The organism is Streptomyces sp. NPDC096176 (genome assembly GCF_044763255.1).
Lineage (GTDB): Bacteria > Actinomycetota > Actinomycetes > Streptomycetales > Streptomycetaceae > Streptomyces.
Genome location: NZ_JBIWFV010000002.1, coordinates 301,754 through 324,322 on the forward strand (window position 1 = coordinate 301,754; position 22,569 = coordinate 324,322).

At 70.0% G+C, this 22,569-nt stretch carries 18 protein-coding genes and 1 pseudogene; 11 read left to right on the forward strand and 8 right to left on the reverse strand.

What is annotated here, in order from left to right; translation table 11 throughout:
* Positions 1–112 precede the first annotated feature (112 nt).
* Positions 113–1,720: a protein kinase gene (locus ACIQ7Q_RS06535; RefSeq protein ID WP_403856994.1), complete on the reverse strand. Its 1,608-nt coding sequence runs from the start codon at positions 1,718–1,720 to the stop codon at positions 113–115.
* A 368-nt stretch (positions 1,721–2,088) separates the two neighbouring features.
* Here ACIQ7Q_RS06535 and ACIQ7Q_RS06540 point away from each other — a divergent pair, with 368 nt between their 5' ends.
* Positions 2,089–3,636, forward strand: coding sequence for a protein kinase (locus ACIQ7Q_RS06540; RefSeq protein WP_403856997.1), 1,548 nt, complete (start codon positions 2,089–2,091; stop codon positions 3,634–3,636).
* Positions 3,637–3,665: 29 nt separating this feature from the next.
* On the opposite strand, the gene ACIQ7Q_RS06545 is transcribed toward ACIQ7Q_RS06540, so the two are convergent.
* From ACIQ7Q_RS06545 to ACIQ7Q_RS06555, 3 genes and pseudogenes are all read right to left on the reverse strand, one after another.
* Positions 3,666–4,673, reverse strand: coding sequence for a phosphotransferase (locus tag ACIQ7Q_RS06545; RefSeq protein ID WP_403857000.1), 1,008 nt, complete (start codon positions 4,671–4,673; stop codon positions 3,666–3,668).
* A gap of 73 nt (positions 4,674–4,746) precedes the next feature.
* Positions 4,747–5,123 (reverse strand): annotated as a pseudogene (locus ACIQ7Q_RS06550) (pyridoxamine 5'-phosphate oxidase family protein); the annotation flags it as partial.
* A 138-nt stretch (positions 5,124–5,261) separates the two neighbouring features.
* Positions 5,262–5,930 (reverse strand): response regulator, encoded by a 669-nt coding sequence (locus tag ACIQ7Q_RS06555; RefSeq protein ID WP_403857003.1) that lies wholly within the window; start codon positions 5,928–5,930, stop codon positions 5,262–5,264.
* A gap of 327 nt (positions 5,931–6,257) precedes the next feature.
* Between ACIQ7Q_RS06555 and pdhA the strand changes: the two genes are divergently transcribed.
* From pdhA to ACIQ7Q_RS06580, 5 genes are all read left to right on the forward strand, one after another.
* Positions 6,258–7,409, forward strand: a complete 1,152-nt coding sequence (pdhA, locus tag ACIQ7Q_RS06560; protein ID WP_403857006.1) for a pyruvate dehydrogenase (acetyl-transferring) E1 component subunit alpha — start codon at positions 6,258–6,260, stop codon at positions 7,407–7,409.
* 2 nt (positions 7,410–7,411) lie between these two features.
* Entirely contained in the window at positions 7,412–8,392 is a 981-nt protein-coding gene (locus ACIQ7Q_RS06565; RefSeq protein WP_403857009.1) for an alpha-ketoacid dehydrogenase subunit beta, read from the forward strand.
* A 14-nt stretch (positions 8,393–8,406) separates the two neighbouring features.
* Positions 8,407–9,849, forward strand: coding sequence for a dihydrolipoamide acetyltransferase family protein (locus tag ACIQ7Q_RS06570; RefSeq protein WP_403857012.1), 1,443 nt, complete (start codon positions 8,407–8,409; stop codon positions 9,847–9,849).
* Positions 9,850–10,033: 184 nt separating this feature from the next.
* The gene (locus ACIQ7Q_RS06575; RefSeq protein ID WP_403857015.1) at positions 10,034–10,687 is read left to right on the forward strand and encodes a GntR family transcriptional regulator; all 654 of its coding nucleotides are present in this window, start codon (positions 10,034–10,036) and stop codon (positions 10,685–10,687) included.
* Positions 10,684–11,991, forward strand: a complete 1,308-nt coding sequence (locus ACIQ7Q_RS06580; protein ID WP_403857018.1) for a nitrate/nitrite transporter — start codon at positions 10,684–10,686, stop codon at positions 11,989–11,991. The genes ACIQ7Q_RS06575 and ACIQ7Q_RS06580 overlap by 4 nt, the downstream gene beginning before the upstream one ends.
* 94 nt (positions 11,992–12,085) lie before the next feature.
* Here ACIQ7Q_RS06580 and ACIQ7Q_RS06585 read toward each other — a convergent pair whose 3' ends face one another.
* Positions 12,086–12,910 carry a maleylpyruvate isomerase family mycothiol-dependent enzyme gene (locus ACIQ7Q_RS06585; protein WP_403857021.1) on the reverse strand — a complete coding sequence of 275 codons (825 nt, stop codon included), beginning with the start codon at positions 12,908–12,910 and terminating at the stop codon, positions 12,086–12,088.
* 167 nt (positions 12,911–13,077) lie between these two features.
* On the opposite strand from ACIQ7Q_RS06585, the gene ACIQ7Q_RS06590 reads away from it, so the two are divergent.
* The gene (locus tag ACIQ7Q_RS06590) at positions 13,078–13,869 is read left to right on the forward strand and encodes a carbon-nitrogen family hydrolase (RefSeq protein ID WP_403857024.1); all 792 of its coding nucleotides are present in this window, start codon (positions 13,078–13,080) and stop codon (positions 13,867–13,869) included.
* A gap of 53 nt (positions 13,870–13,922) precedes the next feature.
* Here ACIQ7Q_RS06590 and ACIQ7Q_RS06595 read toward each other — a convergent pair whose 3' ends face one another.
* Entirely contained in the window at positions 13,923–14,417 is a 495-nt protein-coding gene (locus ACIQ7Q_RS06595) for an LURP-one-related/scramblase family protein (RefSeq protein WP_403857027.1), read from the reverse strand.
* Positions 14,418–14,538: 121 nt separating this feature from the next.
* Between ACIQ7Q_RS06595 and ACIQ7Q_RS06600 the strand changes: the two genes are divergently transcribed.
* Positions 14,539–16,350, forward strand: coding sequence for an NHL domain-containing thioredoxin family protein (locus ACIQ7Q_RS06600; RefSeq protein WP_403857030.1), 1,812 nt, complete (start codon positions 14,539–14,541; stop codon positions 16,348–16,350).
* A gap of 48 nt (positions 16,351–16,398) precedes the next feature.
* Here ACIQ7Q_RS06600 and ACIQ7Q_RS06605 read toward each other — a convergent pair whose 3' ends face one another.
* On the reverse strand, positions 16,399–17,694 hold the full coding sequence (locus tag ACIQ7Q_RS06605) for a M18 family aminopeptidase (protein WP_403857033.1): 1,296 nt from the start codon (positions 17,692–17,694) through the stop codon (positions 16,399–16,401).
* Positions 17,695–17,884: 190 nt separating this feature from the next.
* Positions 17,885–19,711: an acyl-CoA dehydrogenase gene (locus ACIQ7Q_RS06610; RefSeq protein WP_403857037.1), complete on the reverse strand. Its 1,827-nt coding sequence runs from the start codon at positions 19,709–19,711 to the stop codon at positions 17,885–17,887.
* 130 nt (positions 19,712–19,841) lie between these two features.
* On the opposite strand from ACIQ7Q_RS06610, the gene ACIQ7Q_RS06615 reads away from it, so the two are divergent.
* The 3 genes from ACIQ7Q_RS06615 to ACIQ7Q_RS06625 all read left to right on the forward strand — a co-directional run bounded on the left by ACIQ7Q_RS06615 (position 19,842) and on the right by ACIQ7Q_RS06625 (position 22,532).
* On the forward strand, positions 19,842–20,294 hold the full coding sequence (locus ACIQ7Q_RS06615; protein WP_403857040.1) for an SseB family protein: 453 nt from the start codon (positions 19,842–19,844) through the stop codon (positions 20,292–20,294).
* A 127-nt stretch (positions 20,295–20,421) separates the two neighbouring features.
* Positions 20,422–21,378, forward strand: coding sequence for a pirin family protein (locus ACIQ7Q_RS06620; protein WP_403857043.1), 957 nt, complete (start codon positions 20,422–20,424; stop codon positions 21,376–21,378).
* A gap of 89 nt (positions 21,379–21,467) precedes the next feature.
* Positions 21,468–22,532 (forward strand): AI-2E family transporter, encoded by a 1,065-nt coding sequence (locus ACIQ7Q_RS06625; protein ID WP_403857046.1) that lies wholly within the window; start codon positions 21,468–21,470, stop codon positions 22,530–22,532.
* Positions 22,533–22,569: the final 37 nt, after the last annotated feature.

The following is a 22,569-nucleotide window of genomic DNA, read 5'->3' on the forward strand; positions in this document are numbered from 1 at the left end:
CGGCATCTCGGGCATATCGCCGTCCGGCCCCGGGCACCACGACGGCCCGGCACACAGGGCGTGTACCGGGCCGTTTGTGTCTCAGGGCGCTGTCACAGGCGCTCCGGACGGACTACTCCGGATAGCCGTTGGAGACCTCGAGGGTGAAGGTGGCGCTGTCCGGGTCCACCTCCGTGCCGGCAAGCGGGAACTGCGAGATCACGACGCCCTCACCCCACATGGAGTTCGGCTTCGCCTTCTCGTCGATCTTCCAGCCGGCAGCCTGCGCGCACTCCTTGACCGAGAGGATGTCCTTGTTGACGAAGTCCGGCGCGTCGACCTTCGACGGGTCGTTGTAGCTGTCCGGGGCGTCAGAGCACTTCGTCTTGTCGATCGTCCGCTCGCGCTCCGGGCCCTTGTAGCCCGCCTTCTGCGACTCGCTCGTCGTCGGGTCGCCGCCGGCCTTCTTGCCCGGGTCGTCGCCCCCGTTCATCGCGATCGCCGTGATCAGGCCGCCGATGGCCAGCACCGCGACCGCGACGGCGCCCACGATCACGGGCATGTTCCGCTTGCCGCCGCTGCCGCCGGACTGGGGGGTCTGCTGCGGCGAGATCGTGTACGGGGGCGGGGTCGAGGCGTGCGGAGCCGTGGTCTGGTACGCCGGTGCCGGGTAGCCGTAGTGGGGCGTCGGGGCCGGGGTCGGCGAGGGGGTGGGCGGGCCGTACGGGCTGGGCTGGTACGGCGTCTGAACGCCGCTCTGCGGCGCCGGGGCCGACTGGTCCAGCGGCGGGAACACGGCGGAACCGACGCCCGCGCCGCTGTTCGCGGGCGTACCGCTGATGATGACCGGCGCGCCGGTCTGTCCGGCGCCGGCGACCCGGGCGCACTCGTCGCGCATCGCCGCCGCGCTCGGGAAGCGCTCGTTCGGGTTCTTCTTCAGCGCCCGCGCCACGAGCGCGTCCATCGCAGGGGTGACGGACCGGTTGATCGTGGAGGGGGCGACCGGTTCCTCCTGCACGTGCGCGTACGCGATCGCCAGCGGCGAGTCGGCGTCGAACGGCAGTCGCCCGGTGAGCAGTTGGAAGAGCATGATGCCGACCGAGTACAGGTCCGAGCGGGCGTCCACGCCGCGGCCCAGCGCCTGCTCGGGCGAGAGGTACTGAGGGGTGCCGACGACCATGCCGGTCTGCGTCATCGACGTGACGCCCGACTGCATGGCGCGGGCGATGCCGAAGTCCATCACCTTGACGATGCCGCGCTTGGTCATCATCACGTTGCCGGGCTTGATGTCCCGGTGGACCAGGCCCATCTCGTGGCTGGTCTCCAGCGCGGCGAGCACGTCGGCCGTGACCTTGAGCGCCTTGTCGGCGGGCATCGCGCCGTACTGCTGGATGTCCGTGGCCAGGACCGAGCCCAGGGGCTGTCCCTCGACGTACTCCATGACGATGTACGGCATCAGCGCGCCGTCGAGCTCGTCCTCACCGGTGTCGAAGACCGACACGATGTTGGTGTGCGACAGCTTGGCGACGGCCTGGGCCTCGCGCCGGAACCGCTCGCGGAAGGACTGCTCGCGCCCCAGCTCCGTGTGGAGCGTCTTGATGGCGACCTGGCGATCGAGAGCCGAGTCGTAGGCCAGGTAGACGGACGCCATGCCGCCTTCGCCGAGCAGATCGCGAAGCTGATACCGGCCGCCCGCCACGGAACCACCCGCATAGCGGCCCTGAGCGCCGTCCTGGCTCATGACTGTGCATCCCCCTTGGCGCGGTGGCCCCGACGGCCCGGCCCGCGATGGTTCGCGTTCTTGGAGATCCGTGTCTCGAGGACCGAGAAACCTGGACCGTGATCCCGTATTACGGGGCAAGTCTGCCCCAGGGGTCCGACACGTCAAGCCAGGTGCCCGTTCCGTGACCGTACGCACAGCAAGCGTCTCGGAAGCGTTACAGGAACGGCATGGAATTTGCACGGCTCCCCGCCCAGCGGGTTTGATTGCCGGTCTCTCTCGAAACCGGCCTGCTGCGCCAAGGCTGTAGCGTGACGTGGCACAGGACCCTGAGAAATGGCGACCCGCACGCACAGTACGCACGCGGACAGATATGACGGCGAGGACTGATGGCACCCGAACCCGAAGCAGACGGCAGCGGAGTGCCGGATTCGGCGGACGCCTTCGGTGCCGGCGGGCTGGTCGGCGACGGCCGCTACCGCCTGACGCACCGTCTCGGACGCGGCGGCATGGCGGAAGTGTTCGCGGCGGAGGATGTACGGCTCGGCCGTACCGTCGCCGTCAAGCTGCTGCGCGCCGATCTCGCCGAGGACCCGGTCTCCAAGGCCCGCTTCACGCGAGAGGCCCAGTCGGTGGCCGGCCTCAACCACCATGCGGTGGTCGCGGTCTACGACTCCGGTGAGGACGTCGTCGGCAGCCAGACCGTCCCCTACATCGTGATGGAGCTGGTCGAGGGGCGCACGATCCGCGATCTGCTCGTCAACGCGGAGGCACCGCCGCCCGAGCAGGCCTTGATCATCGTCTCGGGCGTCCTCGAGGCCCTCGCCTACTCGCACCAGCACGGCATCGTGCACCGCGACATCAAGCCCGCCAACGTGATCATCACCCACTCCGGTGCCGTCAAGGTGATGGACTTCGGCATCGCGCGGGCACTGCACGGCGCGCAGTCGACGATGACCCAGACCGGCATGGTCATGGGTACGCCCCAGTACCTCTCCCCGGAGCAGGCCCTGGGCAAGGCCGTCGACCACCGCTCCGACCTCTACGCGACGGGCTGTCTGCTCTACGAACTGCTCGCGCTGCGCCCGCCGTTCACCGGCGAGACCCCGCTCTCCGTCGTCTACCAGCACGTCCAGGACATCCCCGTGCCGCCGTCCGAGGTCTCGGACGTGGTTCCGCCGGAACTCGACGGTCTGGTCATGCGCTCCCTCGCGAAGGACCCGGACGACCGGTTCCAGAGCGCGGAGGAGATGCGCGGGCTGGTGCAGTACGCGCTGCAGATGCTCCAGCAGCAGGGCAGCCACAGCGGCACCTGGAACACGGGCCCCGTCCAGCTCTACGAGGGCGCCGGCGCCCCCGCGATGGGCGGCACGGCACCGACGTCGACGATGCACCCCGTGCACGGCGAGACCTCGCAGGGCCCGATCCTCCCGCCGATGAACCCGAACGACGGCGGCTACGACGGCGGTTACGGCAACGGTCACCACGGCGGCCGCAAGAGCGGCCGGGGCAAGGCGTGGCTGCTCGCCGCGCTCGCCGTGGTCGCGGTCGCCGCTGGCATCGCCTTCGCGCTCGACAGGGCCAACGCCCCGGACGGCACTACCCCGAACGACGGCAAGACGGTCTCCGAGTCGCCGAGCACGACGCCGGAGGAGACCCCGACGCCGACCGAAGAGGAGACGGAGCCGACGGACGAGCCGGACACGTCGACCGGCGGCAACCAGCAGCCGTCCTGGACGCCGTCGGATCTTCCGACGTTCACGCCGAGCACTCCGCAGACGCCGACCGACGACCCGACCCCGACAGGTCCGACGGACGAGCCCTCGGACACGCCGAGCGAGCCCTCCGACACGCCGAGCGAGCCCTCGGACCCGCCGACCGCGTCCGGCGGTACCACCGAAGGGGGCAACCCCGGGGGCGCAGGCGGCGGCCTGTGACGCGGCGGCTGTCCCGGCAGCCGCCGCCCTCACCCCGCGAACGCCTCGCACACCGCTTCGTACTCCTCGGTCCACCAGACCGCCAGGGCCGACGCCGCAGGGAACTGCGGGTCGGCCCTTCGGTCGTGCAGCTGGTAGCGCCAGCGCAGTATCCAGAAGTCGTTGAGCCGCTCCCACCACACCCGGTGCACGGCCGCCCGGAGTTCGGTCGCGTCGGCGCCGGCGGCGCGCCGGTAGGCCCGTGCGTACGCCCGCACCTTCGTCAGCTCCAGCTGCCCGGCGGGCAGGACGAAGAAGATCGCCGCGGCCCGGACGGCTTCCTCTGCCCGTGGCTGTACGCCGAGCCGGTCCCAGTCGACGATCGCGGCGGGTTCGGCACCGCGGTAGAGCAGGTTCAGCGGGTGGAAGTCGCCGTGCACCCAGCCGCCCGCCCGCCCCGGTGGCGGCCTCCGGCCGGCGTGCCGCTCCAGGAGGACGCGCCGCTGCAGCAGCCGGTGCTCCGCAAGGGTGTCGAACGAGTCACGGGGGTGACTCGAGCGGGCCTTCTCCAGCAGCTCGTCGATGAGCGCGAAAGTCTCCTCGGGGTCGGCGCTCCCGTGCTCGGCGGAGTGGGCCGCATGCGGTTCCATGACCTGCGCCAGGCAGGTGTGGACAAGGCCCAGGAGGGAGCCCAGCCGCCGTGACTGGGCGGTGCTGAGCTGGGCGCCGTTGCGGTGCCGGCCGTCGATCCACGGGTGCAGGGCGTAGCAGCGGCCGCCGATCACGGCGACGGTGTCGCCGCCGGAGTCCTCGAGGGGCGGGGCGACCGGAACGCCCAGTACCTGGAGCCGCTGGGTGGCGCGGTGCTGGCGGGCGATGGCGTCGTGGTCCCCGTCGAGGTGGTGCTTGAGGAAGTAGGCTCCGCGCGTGGTCGCGAGGCGGTAGCCGCGGTTGAGGAGCCCCTGGGTGACGGGCTTGCAGGAGAGCGGCTCGCCCGGGTTCTCGTAACGGCGCAGCAGCGCGTCGAGAGGTGGAGCGGTAACAGATGAGCGCAACACCCGACAGATGATAGATGCCGGGCGTGGCGCCCCGACACGCAATGTGGCGCGGCCGATGCTCTTCGAGGTGGCCCACGGTGTGCACGGTGACGAAGTGCGGCTCGATGCACAGGTACACCGGCCTGAATTCCTCGCCGTCGATGCGGTGCGGCTGTCGCCCGAAGCGTTCCAGCTCCGCCGCCGACGGCCGGACCGTTTCGGCGGTCCCCGTGAACTGCACCGACCAGGGCGCGCAGAGCCGGAGTTGAGGTTGTCCGCACCGTACGCCACCACGCTGCCGCAGCACGCCCGGTGGTAGTCGAAGGCGGCGTGCAGCCGGAGCACGACGCGGCCGTCCACCACGATGTGCCGCGCCGGCACCACGTAGGGCATGGCCCGCAGGCTCATGGCCAGACGGCCGTACGGGATGCGGCCCAGCAGTTCGACGGCGCGCGGTTCGTCTGTGGACATGACGCCCACCCTCCGTCACCGTCGACTCGGCCGAGCAGAGTCGCATGCCCCGAACGGGTGGGGTCCAAAATCCCGGAACCCGTCCGTGTGCCTAATAGCCCGAAATAGTGAAGGCTCGACGCCCTGACGTGTGCGGATTCAGCTTTGCTGGCGCTCCGCCTGGATTCTCGCCACGTAGGCCGCCGCTTGTGAGCACCGCTCCATTCCCAGCTTGGAAAGCAGGCCGGCGACGTAGTTCTTGATCGTCTTCTCGGCGAGATGCAGACGTTCGCCGATGACCCGGTTGGTGAGGCCCTCCCCGATGAGGTCCAGGATTCTGCGCTCCTGGTCGGTGAGTCTCGCCGGCCTGTCGTCACCGGCCGGTGCCTTTCCGCCGCCCCGCAGCCGCTCCAGGACGCGGGCGGTCGCCACCGGGTCGAGCAGCGCCTTGCCGGCCGCGACGTCCCGCACCGCCGACAAGAGCTCGTTGCCGCGGATCGCCTTCAGCACGTATCCGGAGGCGCCCGCCATGATCGCGTCGAAGAGCGCCTCGTCGTCCGCGAAGGAAGTCAGCATCAGGCACGTGATGTTCTCGTTCCGCGAACGGACCTCACGGCACACCTCGACGCCGCTCCCGTCCGGCAGCCTGACGTCGAGGACGGCGACATCGGGCTCGGTCGCAGCGATCCTGACCAGCGCGTCTTCGGCCGTGGCCGCCTCTCCGACCACCTCGATGTCGTCCTCGGCAGCCAGTAGTTCATGAACGCCGCGCCGCACGACTTCGTGGTCGTCAAGCAGGAATACAGTGATTTTTCCCTTTTCGGGCACGGGGGCAGTCTCACATATTGACTCTTCCCGTGCCCGGGGTGCCCGGGATAACGTGCCCGTGTTCCGGCGGCCTGCAGGGCTGTGACCAGTGGTTGTTCCCCCGTTTCCCGATTTACTTGGAAATCCAAGCAAAATCGCAGGTCAAACGGGGTTTCGCAGTAATGCTTCCCACTGGGTAACGTGCCTGTGACAGGTCGTTCGCCGGGGCACCTGTCACGCCTGACTTCCGGCCGCGTCGCACACACCCCGTGCGCGGGCACGGACGCGGGCGAGCCGCACTGGCTTTCCGGCGGACCCCGGGGGCCGGACCGACGGAGGAGCACGCACGTGACCGTGGAGAGCACTGCTGCCGCGCGTAAACCGCGACGCGTCAGCAAGCGCGCCAGCGCCGCCAAGAAGCCGCAGAATTCCGAGCCCCAGCTCGTACAGCTGCTGACGCCCGAGGGTGAGCGCGTTCAGCACCCCGAGTACGACATCGACCTGAGCGCCGACGAGCTGCGGGGCCTGTACCGGGACATGGTCCTGACCCGCCGTTTCGACGCCGAGGCCACCGCCCTGCAGCGCCAGGGCGAACTGGGTCTGTGGGCGTCGCTGCTGGGCCAGGAGGCCGCACAGATCGGCTCGGGACGCGCCCTGCGCGACGACGACTACGTCTTCCCGACCTACCGCGAGCACGGCGTCGCCTGGTGCCGCGGGGTCGACCCGACAAATCTGCTGGGCATGTTCCGCGGTGTGAACCACGGCGGCTGGGACCCGACCACGAACAACTTCCACCTGTACACGATCGTCATCGGCTCGCAGACGCTGCACGCCACCGGCTACGCGATGGGCGTGGCCAAGGACGGCGCCGACTCGGCCGTGATCGCGTACTTCGGTGACGGCGCGTCCAGCCAGGGCGACGTCGCCGAGTCGTTCACGTTCTCCGCGGTCTACAACGCCCCGGTCGTGTTCTTCTGCCAGAACAACCAGTGGGCCATCTCCGAGCCCACCGAGCGACAGACCCGCGTCCCGCTGTACCAGCGCGCGCAGGGCTTCGGCTTCCCCGGTGTCCGCGTCGACGGCAACGACGTCCTCGCCTGCCTCGCCGTGACCCGTTCCGCGCTGGAGCGGGCCCGCCGAGGCGAGGGCCCGACGCTCGTCGAGGCCTTTACGTACCGGATGGGTGCGCACACCACCTCGGACGACCCCACCAAGTACCGGCACGACGACGAGCGGGCGGCCTGGGAGGCCAAGGACCCGATCCTGCGGATGCGTACGTACCTCGAGCGCGAGGGACTCGCCGACGAGGCGTTCTTCACCTCTCTCGACGAGGAGAGCGACGTGCTCGCCAAGCGGGTGCGCGAGGCGGTCCGGGCGATGCCCGACCCCGACGACATGGCGATGTTCGACAACATCTACGCGGACGGGCACACGCTCGTCGACGAGGAACGCGCCCAGTTCGCCGCCTACCAGGCGTCGTTCGCCGAGGAGGGCAACTAGTCATGGCCGTCACCAAGCTCCCCCTCGCGAAGGCGCTCAACGAGTCGCTGCGCAAGGCCCTCGAGACCGACCCCAAGGTCCTGATCATGGGTGAGGACGTCGGCAAGCTCGGCGGTGTCTTCCGGATCACCGACGGACTCCAGAAGGACTTCGGCGAGGACAGGGTCATCGACACCCCGCTCGCGGAGTCGGGCATCGTCGGTACCGCGATCGGTCTCGCGCTGCGCGGCTACCGCCCGGTCGTCGAGATCCAGTTCGACGGCTTCGTCTTCCCCGCCTACGACCAGATCGTCACCCAGCTCGCGAAGATGCACGCCCGCGCGCTCGGCAAGATCAAGCTGCCGGTCGTCGTGCGCATCCCCTACGGCGGCGGCATCGGCGCGGTGGAGCACCACTCCGAGTCCCCCGAGGCGCTCTTCGCGCATGTCGCGGGCCTCAAGGTGGTCTCCCCGTCGAACTCCGCGGACGCCTACTGGATGCTGCAGCAGGCGATCCAGAGCGACGACCCGGTGATCTTCTTCGAGCCCAAGCGCCGCTACTGGGACAAGAGCGAGGTCGACACCGAGGAGATCCCCGGGCCGCTGCACGCCGCACGCGTCGCCCGGACCGGCTCCGACATCACGCTGGCCGCCTACGGCCCGATGGTGAAGGTCTGTCTCGAGGCGGCGGCCGCCGCCGCCGAGGAGGGCAAGTCGGTGGAGGTCCTCGACCTGCGCTCGATGTCCCCCATTGACTTCGACACCATCCAGACCTCCGTGGAGAAGACCGGCCGCCTGGTCGTCGTCCATGAGGCCCCTGTCTTCTACGGCTCCGGCGCGGAGATCGCCGCTCGCATCACCGAACGGTGCTTCTACCAGCTGGAGGCGCCCATCCTGCGCGTCGGCGGCTTCCACGCCCCCTACCCGCCGGCGCGGCTCGAGGAGGAGTACCTCCCGGGTCTCGACCGGGTGCTGGACGCCGTCGACCGCTCGCTCGCGTACTGAGGAGTGCCGTGACCATGACGCAAGACACTTCGCTCCGCTTCCGCGAGTTCAAGATGCCCGATGTGGGCGAGGGGCTCACCGAGGCCGAGATCCTCAAGTGGTATGTCCAGCCCGGTGACACCGTCACCGACGGCCAGGTCGTGTGCGAGGTCGAGACGGCCAAGGCGGCCGTCGAGCTGCCGATCCCGTACGACGGCGTGGTGCACGAGCTGCGCTTCGCCGAAGGCGCAACCGTCGACGTCGGCACGTCGATCATCACGGTCGACGTGGCGCCCGGCAGCGGTGAGGCAGCCCCGGCAGCGGCCGCCGCGGTCCCCGCCGCGCAGACCGAGGCGTCCCCCGTCGCGGAGGCCGCCACCGAGACCGCCACCGAGGCCGCCACCGAGACCGAGGAAGCCAAGCCGAAGGGCCGTCAGCCCGTGCTCGTCGGCTACGGCGTCGCCGAGTCGTCCACCAAGCGCCGGCCGCGCAAGCAGACCGGTGCCCCCGAGCAGACCCCGGTGACCGCCGCCATCCAGGCGGAGATGAACGGCCACGGCGCGCCGACGGCGCCGCGTCCGCTCGCCAAGCCGCCGGTGCGCAAGCTCGCCAAGGACCTCGGCATCGACCTGGCGACGGTCACCCCGACCGGCCCCGACGGCATCATCACCCGCGAGGACGTCCACGCGGCAGCCGCCCCGGCGCCGGCCGCCGCCCCCGTGGTGCCCGAGCCGGTCGCCGCGCCGGAGCCGGTCACCGCACCGCTCGCGTCCGGCGCCCGCGAGACCCGTGTCCCCGTCAAGGGCGTACGGAAGGCCACCGCCGCCGCCATGGTGGGCAGCGCCTTCAGCGCGCCGCACGTCACGGAGTTCGTGACGATCGACGTGACGCGGACGATGAAGCTCGTGGAGGAGCTCAAGGCCGACAAGGACATGGCGGGGCTGCGGGTCAACCCGCTGCTCCTGATCGCCAAGGCCCTGCTGGTCGCGATCAAGCGGAACCCGGAGATCAACGCCTCCTGGGACGAGGCCAACCAGGAGATCGTGCAGAAGCACTACGTCAACCTCGGCATCGCGGCGGCCACGCCACGTGGTCTGATCGTCCCGAACATCAAGGACGCGCACGACAAGACCCTGCCGCAGCTGGCCGAGTCCCTCGGCGAGCTGGTCGCGACGGCCCGGGAAGGCAAGACCACCCCGGCGGCGATGCAGGGCGGCACGGTGACCATCACCAACGTGGGCGTCTTCGGCGTCGACACCGGCACGCCGATCCTCAACCCCGGCGAGTCGGCGATCCTCGCGGTCGGCGCGATCAAGCTCCAGCCCTGGGTTCACAAGGGCAAGGTCAAGCCCCGTCAGGTCACCACGCTGGCGCTCTCCTTCGACCACCGCCTGGTCGACGGCGAGCTCGGCTCCAGGTTCCTCGCGGACGTCGCGGCGATCCTGGAGAACCCGAAGAAGCTGATGACCTGGGCCTGATGCCTCGTTCCACGTGAAACGCCCGGCCGGGCTCTTCCCGGCCGGGCGTTCGGTCTCGGTCCCGGCATCCGGCCGGGACCTCCGGCTCCGCCTCGCGTCCGGCGTCCGGGCACAGGTTTGCGGCTCTGTTTCGCGATGTGGACCCGGCTGTCTGATGCACCCCTGTTGTATCTATGCTGTGCGCATGCCTGCCGTGCCCGTGAAACAGCTGCCTGCTGCCGAACGCGTCTACACCCACATCAAGCAGGCCGTCCTCGACCGCCGCTACAAGGGAGGCACCCTCCTCACGGAGGGCGAACTCGCCGATGCCGTGGGCGTGTCCAGGACGCCTGTCCGGGAGGCGCTGCTCAAGCTCGAGGTCGAAGGGCTCATCAAGCTCTACCCCAAGAAGGGCGCCCTCGTTCTCGCCGTGTCCGCGCAGGAGATCCGGGACGTCGTCGAAACCCGGCTGCTCGTCGAGGAGTTCGCGGTGCGCAAGGCCGTCCCCGCCCCCGCCGTGCTCGTAGCACGCCTCGAGGAACTGCTCACGGAGCAGAAGCGGCATGCCGCCGCGGGCGACTTGGCCGCCTTCGCCGTCAGCGACCGCTGCTTCCACGCGGAGATCGTCAAGCACGCCGGCAACGAGATCCTCTCCAGGCTCTACGACCAGCTGCGCGACCGTCAACTCCGCATGGGCGTCGCCATGATGCAGGCGCTCCCCGACCGCATCACCCGCAACCACGACGAGCACTCCGAGATCCTCGACCGGATCAGGGCCGGCGACGCGGACGGCGCGGCCGCCTGTGTGCGCGGCCATCTCGGCAGGGTCGAGGTGCTCGTTCGGGGTGAGGCCCGGTGAGCGGCTCAGCGGCTGCGGTCTCCTTGCCCGGTGATCCCCCCGGCGGCCGCCGCGCCGCCGCGGTGTGGGGCATCGGCGTCGCCGTCTATTTCGTGGCCGTCATCTTCCGTACCAGCCTGGGCGTCGCCGGCCTCGACGCCGCCGACCGCTTCGGCGTCAACGCCTCTGCTCTGTCCACCTTCTCCATCCTCCAACTGCTGGTCTACGCCGGCATGCAGATACCGGTCGGCCTGATGGTCGACCGGTTGGGCACCAAGAAGGTGCTCACCATCGGCGTGGTGCTGTTCACCGTGGGCCAGTTGGGGTTCGCCCTCTCCCCCTCGTACGGGATGGCGCTCGCGTCGCGCGCACTGCTCGGCTGTGGCGACGCCATGACCTTCATCAGCGTGCTGCGGCTGGGGGCACGCTGGTTCCCCGCGCGCCGCGGTCCGCTCATCGGGCAGGTCGCCGCGCTCTTCGGGATGGCGGGCAATCTCGTCTCCACCCTCGTCATCGCCCGGATGCTGCACGGAATGGGCTGGACCGCCACCTTCGCGGGCAGTGCGGTGGCCGGCGTGGTCGTTCTGGTCCTTCTCTCGCTCTTCCTCTCCGACCACCCGGAGGGCCACGAACCGCCGCCCGTGCAGCACGCGGGATCGGCCTTCGTGCGCAAGCAGATCGCCGAGTCGTGGCACGAACCCGGCACACGGCTCGGCATGTGGGTCCATTTCACGACCCAGTTCCCCGCCATGGTGTTCCTCCTCCTGTGGGGCATGCCGTTCCTCGTGGAGGCCCAGGGGCTCACCCGGGAGGCCGCCGGCGGCCTCCTGACGCTGGTGGTGCTCTCCAACATGCTGGTGGGCCTGGTGTACGGGCAGGTGATTGCCCGCCACCATGCGGCAAGGGTGCCACTGGCCCTGGGTACGGTCGGAGCGACCGCGACCCTATGGGCGGCCACCATTGCGTATCCGGGCGAACAGGCCCCCATGTGGTTGCTGATCACGCTGTGCACGGTCCTCGGGGCATGCGGGCCGGCGTCGATGATCGGCTTCGACTTCGCCCGTCCGGCCAATCCGCCGGAGCGGCAGGGAACGGCATCCGGAATCGTCAACATGGGTGGATTCATCGCGTCGATGACGACGTTGCTCGCGGTGGGGGTCCTGCTGGACGCCACGGGCGACAACTACCGCATCGCCTTCGCGTCGGTCTTCGTGCTGGAGGCGCTCGGGATCACCCAGATCCTGCGGCTGCGCGCCCGGGCGGCCAGGCGCGAGCGGGAACGGCTCGTGGCGAGCCGGGTCGAGGCCGTGCACGTACCGGCGTGAGGGCGCCCCGGCCTGCGGCGGGTCGCCCGGCACCCGCGCCCGCGGCCCTCGGCTACGGGCCCAGGGCCGCCGTCTGTGTCCGCTCGCCGTTCGGCTACGGAGTCACCGCGAACTCGCGCAGGATCGCCGCCGCGAGTTCGGCGTCCCCGTCCACCTTGATCCGGTCCGCCACGGCGGCGGGCCTGACACGTCCGCAGGCCAGCCGGTAGTAGGTCTCCCAGTCCAGGGTCAGGGTCACCAGCGGACCCAGTGAGGGCGAGCCGTCGATGGAGCCACGGCCGTCGGCGTCGACCCGCACGGTCCGCAGGAACTCGACCGGGCCGTGCACGTCGAAGACGACGGCCGAATTCGCGGGCGCCCCCGCGTCCTTGGCGACCACCTTGGGCAGACTGTCGAGCAGCACGTCCCGAGTGACGTACGCGCCGGGGGAGTCGAGGTTGCCGGGCTTGTTCAAGGCGGTCCGCAGGTCCTGTTCGTGCACCCAGGTGTCGAAGGCCCTCATCCGGTAGGCGACTTCGACCGTCTGCTCGGCGCCGAGCGGGGCGCGGATCAGCGTGTCCGGGCTGCGGTTCTCGTTGCGCAGCTGGCGGGCCCGGCGAATCATCGTGTACTCGAGCTCGGAGGTCATCTCCGGCGCCGTGTGGTGCCGGCGCACATCGACCTGCATCTCCATGTAGCGGGCGAACTCGCTCCGCACATGGTAGAGATCGCGCGGCAGCGAGTGGATGGGCCGCGGGTCGCCGAGCATCTCGCATTCCAGGCCGATGACATGCGAGACGATGTCACGCACCGACCAGCCCGGACACGGCGTGGCACGGTTCCATTCGCCCTCGACGAGCGGCTGCACCAGCTCCGCCGTCGATTCGACGGCGTGGGTCCAGGCATCGGCGTAGGTCTGGAGGCTGGGATGGACGGTCACGGGACCCCTCGGCGGTCGTACGCGGACAAACTGGACTGGCAGCGCTGTGGGGGTCCGGGGGTGGCCCCCGGATGAGCACAGTACGCTGCCCGAAGGCACCCCGGCAGTGCTTTCGTGTGACGATCGTAGGCCCGTATTGACGGCTCGAATGCCAGGACGGTGGTAGTGTGCGCGCCTCCCTCATCCAGATCGCAGTAGAACCGGACGAATCGGTCGATTCTCGTAGGCGGCGTGTGGCCTCGCTGGTGCGGGAACAGCAGGACGCCGAACTGGTGATCCTGCCCGAACTGTGGCCCGTGGGAGCCTTCGCCTACCAGCAGTTCGAGCGGGAGGCGGAGTCCCCGACCGGGCCCACGTACGAGGCCATGGCCAAGGCCGCGAGCGACGCCGGTGTCTGGCTGCACGCCGGCTCCGTCGTCGAGAAGGCCGCCGACGGCACCCTCTACAACACCGCCCTGGTCATCTCCCCCGCAGGCGAACTCGTCGCCACCTACCGCAAGATCCACCGCTTCGGCTTCGACAAGGGCGAAGCCGTGATGATGGGTGCCGGCGAGGACCTCGTGACCGTCCACCTGCCGGACCTCACCATCGGCCTCGCCACCTGCTACGACCTCCGCTTCCCCGAGCTCTTCCGCGGCCTGGTGGACGCCGGCGCCCAGGCGCTCGTCGTCCCGGCCGGATGGCCGGCCCGCCGCCGCGAGCACTGGACCCTGCTCGCCCGCGCCCGCGCCGTGGAGAACCAGGCGTACGTGCTGGCCTGCGGCACGGCGGGCACGCACGCCGACGTGGAACAAGCCGGCCACAGCATCGTCGTCGACCCCTGGGGCGAGGTGCTCGCGGAGGCGGGCGTCGGCGAGGAGGTCATCACCGTGGACCTGGACCCGGCGAGGGTCGCCTCCACCCGCGAAGTCTTCCCGGCTCTCAAGGACCGCCGACTGGGCCTCCCCGCGCCGCACTGAAGCCCCGGGCTACCGGCCCGTCCCACCACAGGGGCGGGCCTTCGGCCGCCCCGTCAGCCGGATTCGCGCTCCTTCTCCGCCATCCGGATCACGCACACCGCCACCGCGATGAGCAGCGCCGCGTCCGCGTCCTCCCGCACCACATCGACCCCGTACGAATCCCGCAGGGTCAGCCACCGCCGCGAGATGTGCGCCAGCAGCTCCCCGTCGTACTCCACGGCGAACTCCCGGTCCAGGATCCGTCCGCCGACATCGAGCTCGGTCCCGTCGAGGAGGCCGACGCGGTAGTGGTTGCGCAGCAGCGACAGACGCTTTCTGCGGACCGTGGCGAGCGTCTTCCCGTCCCGTTCGATCGTCATGGCGTCCCGCAGGGCGAACATCTTCTGGCGCAGGGTGATCAGCACCCGCCCGTCCCGGTCCTTGATCTCGAGCGTGTCCCGCAGCCGCAGCGCCTTCCCGTCGACCAGAAAGGCGTGGCGACCGTTCTCGTCCTCGATCCAGTAGTCGTCGCCGATCGCGAAGATCTTGTCCCGCACCAGGTATTTCATGGCGGAATGCGTACCCCTGCGGACTGCGGCCGAACACCGGCCGGCACGCAGTACCCCCTCGCCCGGCGTCGGCCGGGGCGCGTGGGATCCGGTGTTCGCACACGGATGGCAAGCTTGAACCATGAACGATTCCGCCCCGGCGTCCACCCCCGCGCCCCGCCGCCGTGCCCGTGTCCGTGCCCCCGAGCTGATCGGCAAGGGTGGATGGCTGAACACCGGAGGCAAGGAACTCACCCTCGCCGGCCTGCGCGGCAAGTGCGTGATCATCGATTTTTGGACCTTCTGCTGCATCAACTGCCTGCATGTCCTCGACGAGCTGCGTGAGCTCGAGGAGAAGCACCGCGACACCGTGGTGATCATCGGGGTCCACTCGCCGAAGTTCGTGCACGAGGCCGAGCACCAGGCGGTCGTCGACGCCGTCGAGCGCTACCAGGTGCACCATCCCGTGCTCGACGACCCCGAGCTCGCCACCTGGAAGCAGTACGCCGTGCGGGCGTGGCCGACGCTCGTCGTCATCGACCCCGAGGGATACGTCGTCGCCCAGCACGCGGGCGAGGGGCACGCCCACGCCATCGAGACGCTCGTCGAGGAGCTGGAGGCCGAACACGCGGCCAAGGGCACATTGCGCCGCGGGGACGGCCCGTACGTGCCGCCGGAGCCGGTCGCCACCGATCTGCGTTTCCCCGGGAAGGCCGTGGTCCTGCCCTCCGGGAACCTCCTCGTCTCCGACTCCACCCGGCATCAGCTGGTCGAGCTGGAGGAGGACGGTGAGAGCGTGGTGCGCCGGATCGGGGGCGACGGGGAGTTCAACGAGCCGCAGGGCCTCGCCCTGCTGCCCGACGGCCGTGTCGCCGTCGCCGACACCGTCAACCACGCCATCCGCGCCTACGACCCGGAAACCGGTGCCGTCGAGCTGCTCGCCGGGACCGGCAGGCAGTGGTGGCAGGGTTCGCCCACTTCCGGGCCCGCGCTCGAGGTGTCGCTCTCCTCGCCGTGGGACGTGGCCTGGTGGCAGGGCAAGCTGTGGATCGCCATGGCCGGGGTGCACCAGCTGTGGACGTACGACCCGCAGGACGGGACCGTGCGGGTCGCCGCGGGTACGACCAACGAGGGGCTGGTCGACGGGCCGGGTGCCGAGGCCTGGTTCGCGCAGCCGTCCGGCCTCGCGGCCACGGAGGACCGGCTGTGGATCGCCGACTCCGAGACGTCCGCACTGCGCTGGATCGACCGGGAGTCGGTGGTCCACACGGCGATCGGCACCGGTCTCTTCGACTTCGGGCACCGCGACGGCGAGGCCGGACAGGCGCTGCTCCAGCACCCTCTGGGTGTCACGGCCCTGCCCGACGGGTCCGTCGCCGTCAGCGACACGTACAACCACGCCCTGCGCCGCTTCGATCCGTCGAGCGGTGAGGTGACGACGCTCGCCACGGACCTGCGCGAGCCCAGCGGGGCCGTGCTGGTCGGCGAGGACATCGTGGTCGTGGAGTCGGCAAGGCACCGGCTGACCCGGCTGCGGCTGCCGGAGGAGGCGGTGCGCGTCGAGGCCGTCGCCCACCGCACCCGGCGCACAGCCACCGACGTGGCGCCGGGGGCCATCCGGCTGGACGTGGTCTTCGAGGCCCCGGCAGGGCAGAAGCTCGACACCCGCTACGGCCCCTCGACCCGGCTGCTGGTTTCCGCCACCCCGCCGGAGCTCCTGCGGGCGGGCGACGGCGCGGGCACGGACCTGAGCCGGGAGCTGGAGATCGACCCGTCGGTCACCGAGGGCGTGCTGCACGTCTCCGCGATGGCGGCGTCCTGCGACGACGACCCCGAGACCGAGTACCCGGCCTGCCATGTGCACCAGCAGGACTGGGGCGTTCCGGTCAAGGTCACCGAGGGCGGTGCGGCCCGGCTGCCGCTGATCCTCGCGGGTATGGACAGGGCGCAGTAGCCCAAGGTGCGGGGCGGCCGGTGACGGATCACCGGCCGTCCGAACGTCTCAGCCCCGCAGGAACGCGGTCAGCGCGTTCGCGAGCAGGTAGGGGTCGTCGGCTCCGCAGAGTTCGCGTGCGCTGTGCATCGACAGGATCGCCACGCCGACGTCGACCGTGTGGATGCCGTGCCGTGCGGCGGTGATGGGGCCGATGGTCGTGCCGCAGGGCATGGCGTTGTTCGACACGAACGTCTGCCACGGCACGCCGGCCTTCTCGCAGGCCGCGGCGAACACGGCCCTGCCCTGGCCGTCGGTGGCGTAGCGCTGGTTGACGTTGACCTTGAGGATGGGGCCACCGTTGGCGCGCGGGTGGTGCGTGGGGTCGTGGCGCTCGCTGTAGTTGGGGTGCACGGCGTGGCCGGTGTCGGAGGACAGGCAGACGCTGCCGGCGAAGGCGCGTGCACGGTCCTCGAAGCTGCCGCCGCGCGCGAACACGGAGCGCTCCAGGACGGAGCCGAGCAGCGGGCCGTCGGCGCCGGTGTCCGACTGGGAGCCGTTCTCCTCGTGGTCGAAAGCGGCGAGCACCGGGATGAAGGGCAGCCCGGCGGAGGCGGAGACCGCGGCGAGTGCGGCGGTTCCCGCGTGCACGGACAGCAGGTTGTCCATCCGCGGACCGGCCAGCAGCTCGCGGTCGCGCCCGAGGTAGGAGGGCGGCTCGATCGAGTGGGGCATCAGGTCCCAGCCGCTGACCTGGCCCTCTTCGATGCCTGTCTCCTGCTCCAGGAACCCGATCAGGTCGCCTTCCTGGACGTCGCCGAGTCCCCAGATCGGCTGCATGTGGCGTTGCCGGTCGAGCTTGAGGCCGTCGGTGTTGACGGAGCGGTCGAGGTGGACGGCGAGCTGCGGTACGCGCAGCAGTGCCCGGTCGATGTTCACCAGCCGGTGGGAGCCGTCGCGCAGGGTGAGCCGGCCGGCCAGTCCCAGGTCGCGGTCGAGCCAGGTGTTGAGGAGGGTGCCGCCATAGACCTCGACGGCGATCTGCCGCCAGCCGTGTGCGCCGGTGTCGGGCAGGGGCTTGACCCGCAGGTTGGGCGAGTCGGTGTGGGCGCCGACGATACGGAACGGGGTGTGTGCCGCGGCGCCTTCCGGCACGTACCAGGCGATGAGCGCACCGCCGCGCTGTACGTACTTGCCGCCGGTGGTCGCGTCCCAGGCATCCGTTTCCAGAACCTGCCGGAAGCCGGCCTTCTCGAGCCGCTCGGCCGCTGCCGCGACGGCGTGGTACGGCGAGGGTGCGGCCGTGAGGAAGGTCATGAGGTCGTCGGTGTGGCCGCGATCGAATCGGGCAGGTTCGCTGCTCATGGAGTTCACCTTAACGAGGGGTATTGGTGGCCCGGTTGTCGATCCGTGACACCCCGTCCACGGCGTGCGGGCCGTGGCCGGAATCGGCCCTGTCGTCCGGCCGGGCAGAGGCCAGGGTACCGACGTGACGCGACAGGGCCGCCGCCCGAACGAGTCGGACGGCGGCCCTGGGCCTGACGGAGCGGGCAGGCTAGAACGCGGCCTCGTCCAGGTCCATCAGCGAATTGTCGACGGTCTCGGCGAGCGCGCGCTCGACGGAGACGCCCGGCAGGACGTTGGCGGCGAAGAACTTCGCAGCCGCGATCTTGCCCTGGTAGAACGGCACGTCCTTGGCGGAGGCGGTCTCGAGCTTCTCGGAGGCCACGGCCGCGCCGCGCAGCAGGAGGTAGGCGACGACGACGTCACCGGAGGCCATCAGCAGGCGGGTGGTGTTGAGGCCGACCTTGTAGATGTTCCTGACGTCGTCGCCGGTGGCGATGAGGTCGTTGGTCATCGTGCCGACGATGGCCTCGAGGTCGACGGCGGCCTTGGCGAGCGCGTCGCGGGCGGCGGCCAGCTCCTCGCCGCCGGTGCCGACGGCCAGGAACTTCTTGATCTCCTCGGAGAGGGCGTTGAGCGCCTGTCCCTGGTCGCGGACGATCTTCCGGAAGAAGTAGTCCTGGCCCTGGATGGCGGTGGTGCCCTCGTAGAGAGTGTCGATCTTGGCGTCGCGGATGTACTGCTCGATCGGGTACTCCTGCAGGTAGCCGGAGCCGCCGAAGGTCTGCAGGGACTGCGCGAGCTGCTCGTACGACTTCTCGGAGCCGTAGCCCTTCACGATGGGCAGCAGCAGGTCGTTCAGCGCGACAAGAGCCTTGGCGTCCTCGCCCGCGGCCTCCTTGACGGCGATCTCGTCCTGGATGGAGGCGGTGTACAGCACGAGGGCGCGCATGCCCTCCGCGTACGCCTTCTGCGTCATCAGGGAGCGGCGCACGTCGGGGTGGTGCGTGATGGTGACCTTGGGCGCGGTCTTGTCCGCGAAGTTCTTCAGGTCCGGGCCCTGGACGCGCTCCTTGGCGTACTCCAGCGCGTTGAGGTAGCCCGTCGAGAGGGTGGCGATGGCCTTCGTGCCGACCATCATCCGGGCGAACTCGATGATCATGAACATCTGGCGGATACCGTCGTGCTTGTCACCGATGAGCCAGCCCTTGGCGGGGTGCTGGTCGCCGAAAGTGATCTCGCACGTGTTGGACGCCTTGAGGCCCATCTTGTGCTCGACGTTCGTCGCGTACACGCCGTTGCGCTCGCCCAGCTCGCCGGTCTCCCAGTCGAAGTGGAACTTCGGGACGAGGAAGAGCGACAGGCCCTTGGTGCCGGCGCCGTGGCCCTCGGGGCGGGCCAGCACGTAATGGAGGATGTTCTCCTCCATGTCGTGCTCACCGGAGGTGATGAAGCGCTTTACGCCCTCGATGTGCCAGGAGCCGTCCTCCTGCTGCACGGCCTTGGTGCGGCCGGCGCCCACGTCCGAGCCGGCGTCCGGCTCGGTGAGGACCATGGTGGAGCCCCAGCGCTTCTCGACGGCTATCTGGGCGACCTTCTTCTGTGCCTCGTTGCCCTCCTCGAAGAGGATGCCGGCGAAGGCGGGGCCGGAGGAGTACATCCAGATGGCCGGGTTCGAGCCGAGCAGCAGCTCCGCGTAGGACCAGATCAGGGAGCGGGGCGAGGTGGTGCCGCCGATCTCCTCGGGCAGGCCCAGGCGCCAGTACTCGGAGTCCATGAAGGCCTTGTAGCTCTTCTTGAAGCTCTCGGGGACCGGAGCGGTGTTCGTCGCCGGGTCGAAGACCGGAGGGTTGCGGTCGGCGTCTGCGAACGACTCGGCCAGCTCGTTCTCCGCGAGCCGGGCGATCTCGTCGAGGATCGACTTGGCGGTGTCGACGTCCATCTCCGCGAACGGGCCGGTGCCGTACAGCTTGTCGCGCCCGAGGACCTCGAAGAGGTTGAACTCGATGTCGCGGAGATTCGACTTGTAGTGCCCCATGGCGACGGCTCCGTAAGGTTCGGAAGTTGGATTTCGATCCACGTACCAGCAAGTAGCTACGATGATGCTACCCGTCGGTAATAAGACGCAACCCCTATGGGGTGAACTGTGACTCGTTACTCTTGCGGGCATGTACGGCTACGACCAGACTCCGGGCGCTCAGCAGCAGCAGTACGTGCCCCAGCAGCCCTCCTACGGGGAGCAGCCGCTGTATCCCGAGCCGTCGCCGCCGTCCCTGGCCGACGCGGTGCGGGCCTTCACGACGGGATCGATGTCCGCGGAGGACTTCCAGCAGATCTTCGCGACCTCCAAGGTCTACTGTCCGCGCGGTGACAATCCCGGCTTCCTGGCCCTGCACAACACTCAGCAGCCGGTCATCCCGATGTTCACCTCGCTCAAGGAGCTGCGCAGGTATGCGGGTAAGGAGTCGAAGTACTTCGTGATCACGGGCGCCGAGGTGATCGACCTCCTGCCGACGGGGTACGGCTTCGTCCTCGACATGGAGGGCGAGCACCGGATGGTCTTCGACGCGAAGGCGGTCGAGCAGATGGTCGACTTCGCCATGCGCAGGATGTACGGCTGAGTCCTGACGCCGCTGCGGCGCGACCGCCGTTTCTCACGCCCGGGAGGAATTCCTCCCGGGCGTTCTCCGTTGCTGGTGGCAAGAAGTTCATTCTTCAACTAAAGTCGTCGCACAAGGAGGTCCCGCCATGCCCGCAGTGACTGTCGAGAACCCGCTCACCCTGCCGCGCGTCGCCGCGCCCGCCGATGCCGTCGCACGCCCCGTGCTCGCCGTGACCACGGCGCCGAGCGGCTTCGAAGGGGAGGGCTTCCCGGTGCGGCGCGCGTTCGCCGGCATCAACTATCGGTACCTCGACCCGTTCATCATGATGGACCAGATGGGCGAGGTGGAGTACGCCGCCGGCGAGCCCAAGGGAACGCCCTGGCACCCGCACCGCGGCTTCGAGACCGTGACGTACCTGATCGACGGCACCTTCGTGCACCAGGACAGCAACGGCGGCGGCGGAACCATCCAGAACGGCGACACGCAATGGATGACCGCCGGAAGCGGGCTCCTGCACATCGAGGCGCCGCCGGAGGAGCTCGTCGTGTCCGGCGGACTCTTCCACGGGCTCCAGCTCTGGGTGAACCTGCCGGCGAGCGACAAGATGATGGACCCGCGCTACCAGGACATCCGCGGCGGCCACGTACGGCTGCTCACCACGCCCGACGGCGGGGCGCTGCTCCGCGTCATCGCCGGTGAGCTGGGCGGACACGAGGGGCCCGGCATCACCCACACCCCGATCACGATGATCCACGCGACGCTGGCGCCGGGCGCCGGGATGACGCTGCCGTGGCGCGAGGACTTCAACGGCCTCGCCTACGTCCTGGCGGGCCGCGGGGCGGTCGGCCAGGAGCTGCGGCCGGTGCGGGCGGGCCAGACGGCGGTGTTCGGCGACGGCGGCTCGCTGACGGTCAGGGCGGACGAGTCGCAGGACTCGAACGCGCCGGACCTGGAGATAGTCCTCCTGGGCGGGCAGCCGATCAGGGAGCCGATGGCGCACTACGGGCCGTTCGTGATGAACACGCAGGAGGAGCTGCGACAGGCCTTTGAAGACTTCCAGAAGGGTCGTCTCGGCACGGTCCCCGCGGTCCACGGAATGTAAGCACCGCCGCGCCGTCCGCTTGACGGTGCGTCACCCGTGCGGACCGGGTGGGCGGGACGGGTCCGGGCAGCCGTGGTCGGCTGGGGGCTGTGCCCCCGTCGAAGCCGCTGCTGCCCGAGCCCGTGAGGCGCCTCGCCGCATGGTGCGTCGTCGCGCTGCTGGTCACGGGGGTCGCCGCCGTCGCCATCTGGCTCGTCATCAGATTCCAGACCGCCGTGACGCCCGTGCTCCTCGCCATCCTCGGGACCGCGCTGCTCGGGCCGCTGTACCGGCGGCTGATCGGGATGAAGGTGCAGCGTTCGCTGGCCGCCGGCCTGACCTGCGTCGCCGTGCTCGCCGTCGTGGGCGGCGCCGTCTACGTCGTCGTCAGCGCGCTGGTCGAGAGCGGCGACCAGATCATCGCCTCACTGCGGCAGGCCGCCGCCGATCTGTCCCGGCACTTCGGTGCCGCCGGAACGTCGCTCGACGACCTGGCGGCCAATTCCAGGGAGCTGCTCGGCAAGTTCGGCGGAACCGCCGCGTCCGGGGTGATCTCCGGGCTCGGCGTGGTGAGCGAGATGATCGCGATCGCCGTGCTGGCACTGCTGCTGATCTTCTTCTTCCTGCGGGACTCCGACCGGGCCGTCGCGGCCCTGCGCTCCCTCGCGCCCGGTGACAGCGGAGAACTCCTCGAGGCGATCGCCCGCCGCGCCTTCGGCGGTGTCCAGGGCTTCATGCGCGGCACGACCTTCATCGCGTTGATCGACGCGGCCTGCATCACGATCGGGTTGCTGATCCTGCGGGTGCCGGGCGCGATCGGCCTCGGCGCCCTCGTCTTCGTCGGCGCCTACATCCCCTACCTGGGTGCGTTCATCTCCGGCGCGGTCGCTGTGCTGGTCGCCCTTGCCGACCGCGGGTTCGTCATCGCGCTGTGGGCGCTCGGAGTGGTGCTCGCCGTGCAGGTGCTGGAGGGACATGTCCTCCAGCCGATGATCCAGAGCCGTACGGTCCACATGCATCCTGTGGTGGTGCTGCTGGCCCTCACGGCCGGCGCGAGCCTCGCGGGCGTCCTCGGCATGCTGCTCGCCGTGCCGGCCACCGCGGCCGCGTTCGGGGTCATCCGCGAGCTGCGCGCCCGCTACGCCCCCGCCCCGGCCCCCGGACCCGGCTCGTAGAGCTCCCGCCGGATCGACTCGCCCTCATCCCTCGACT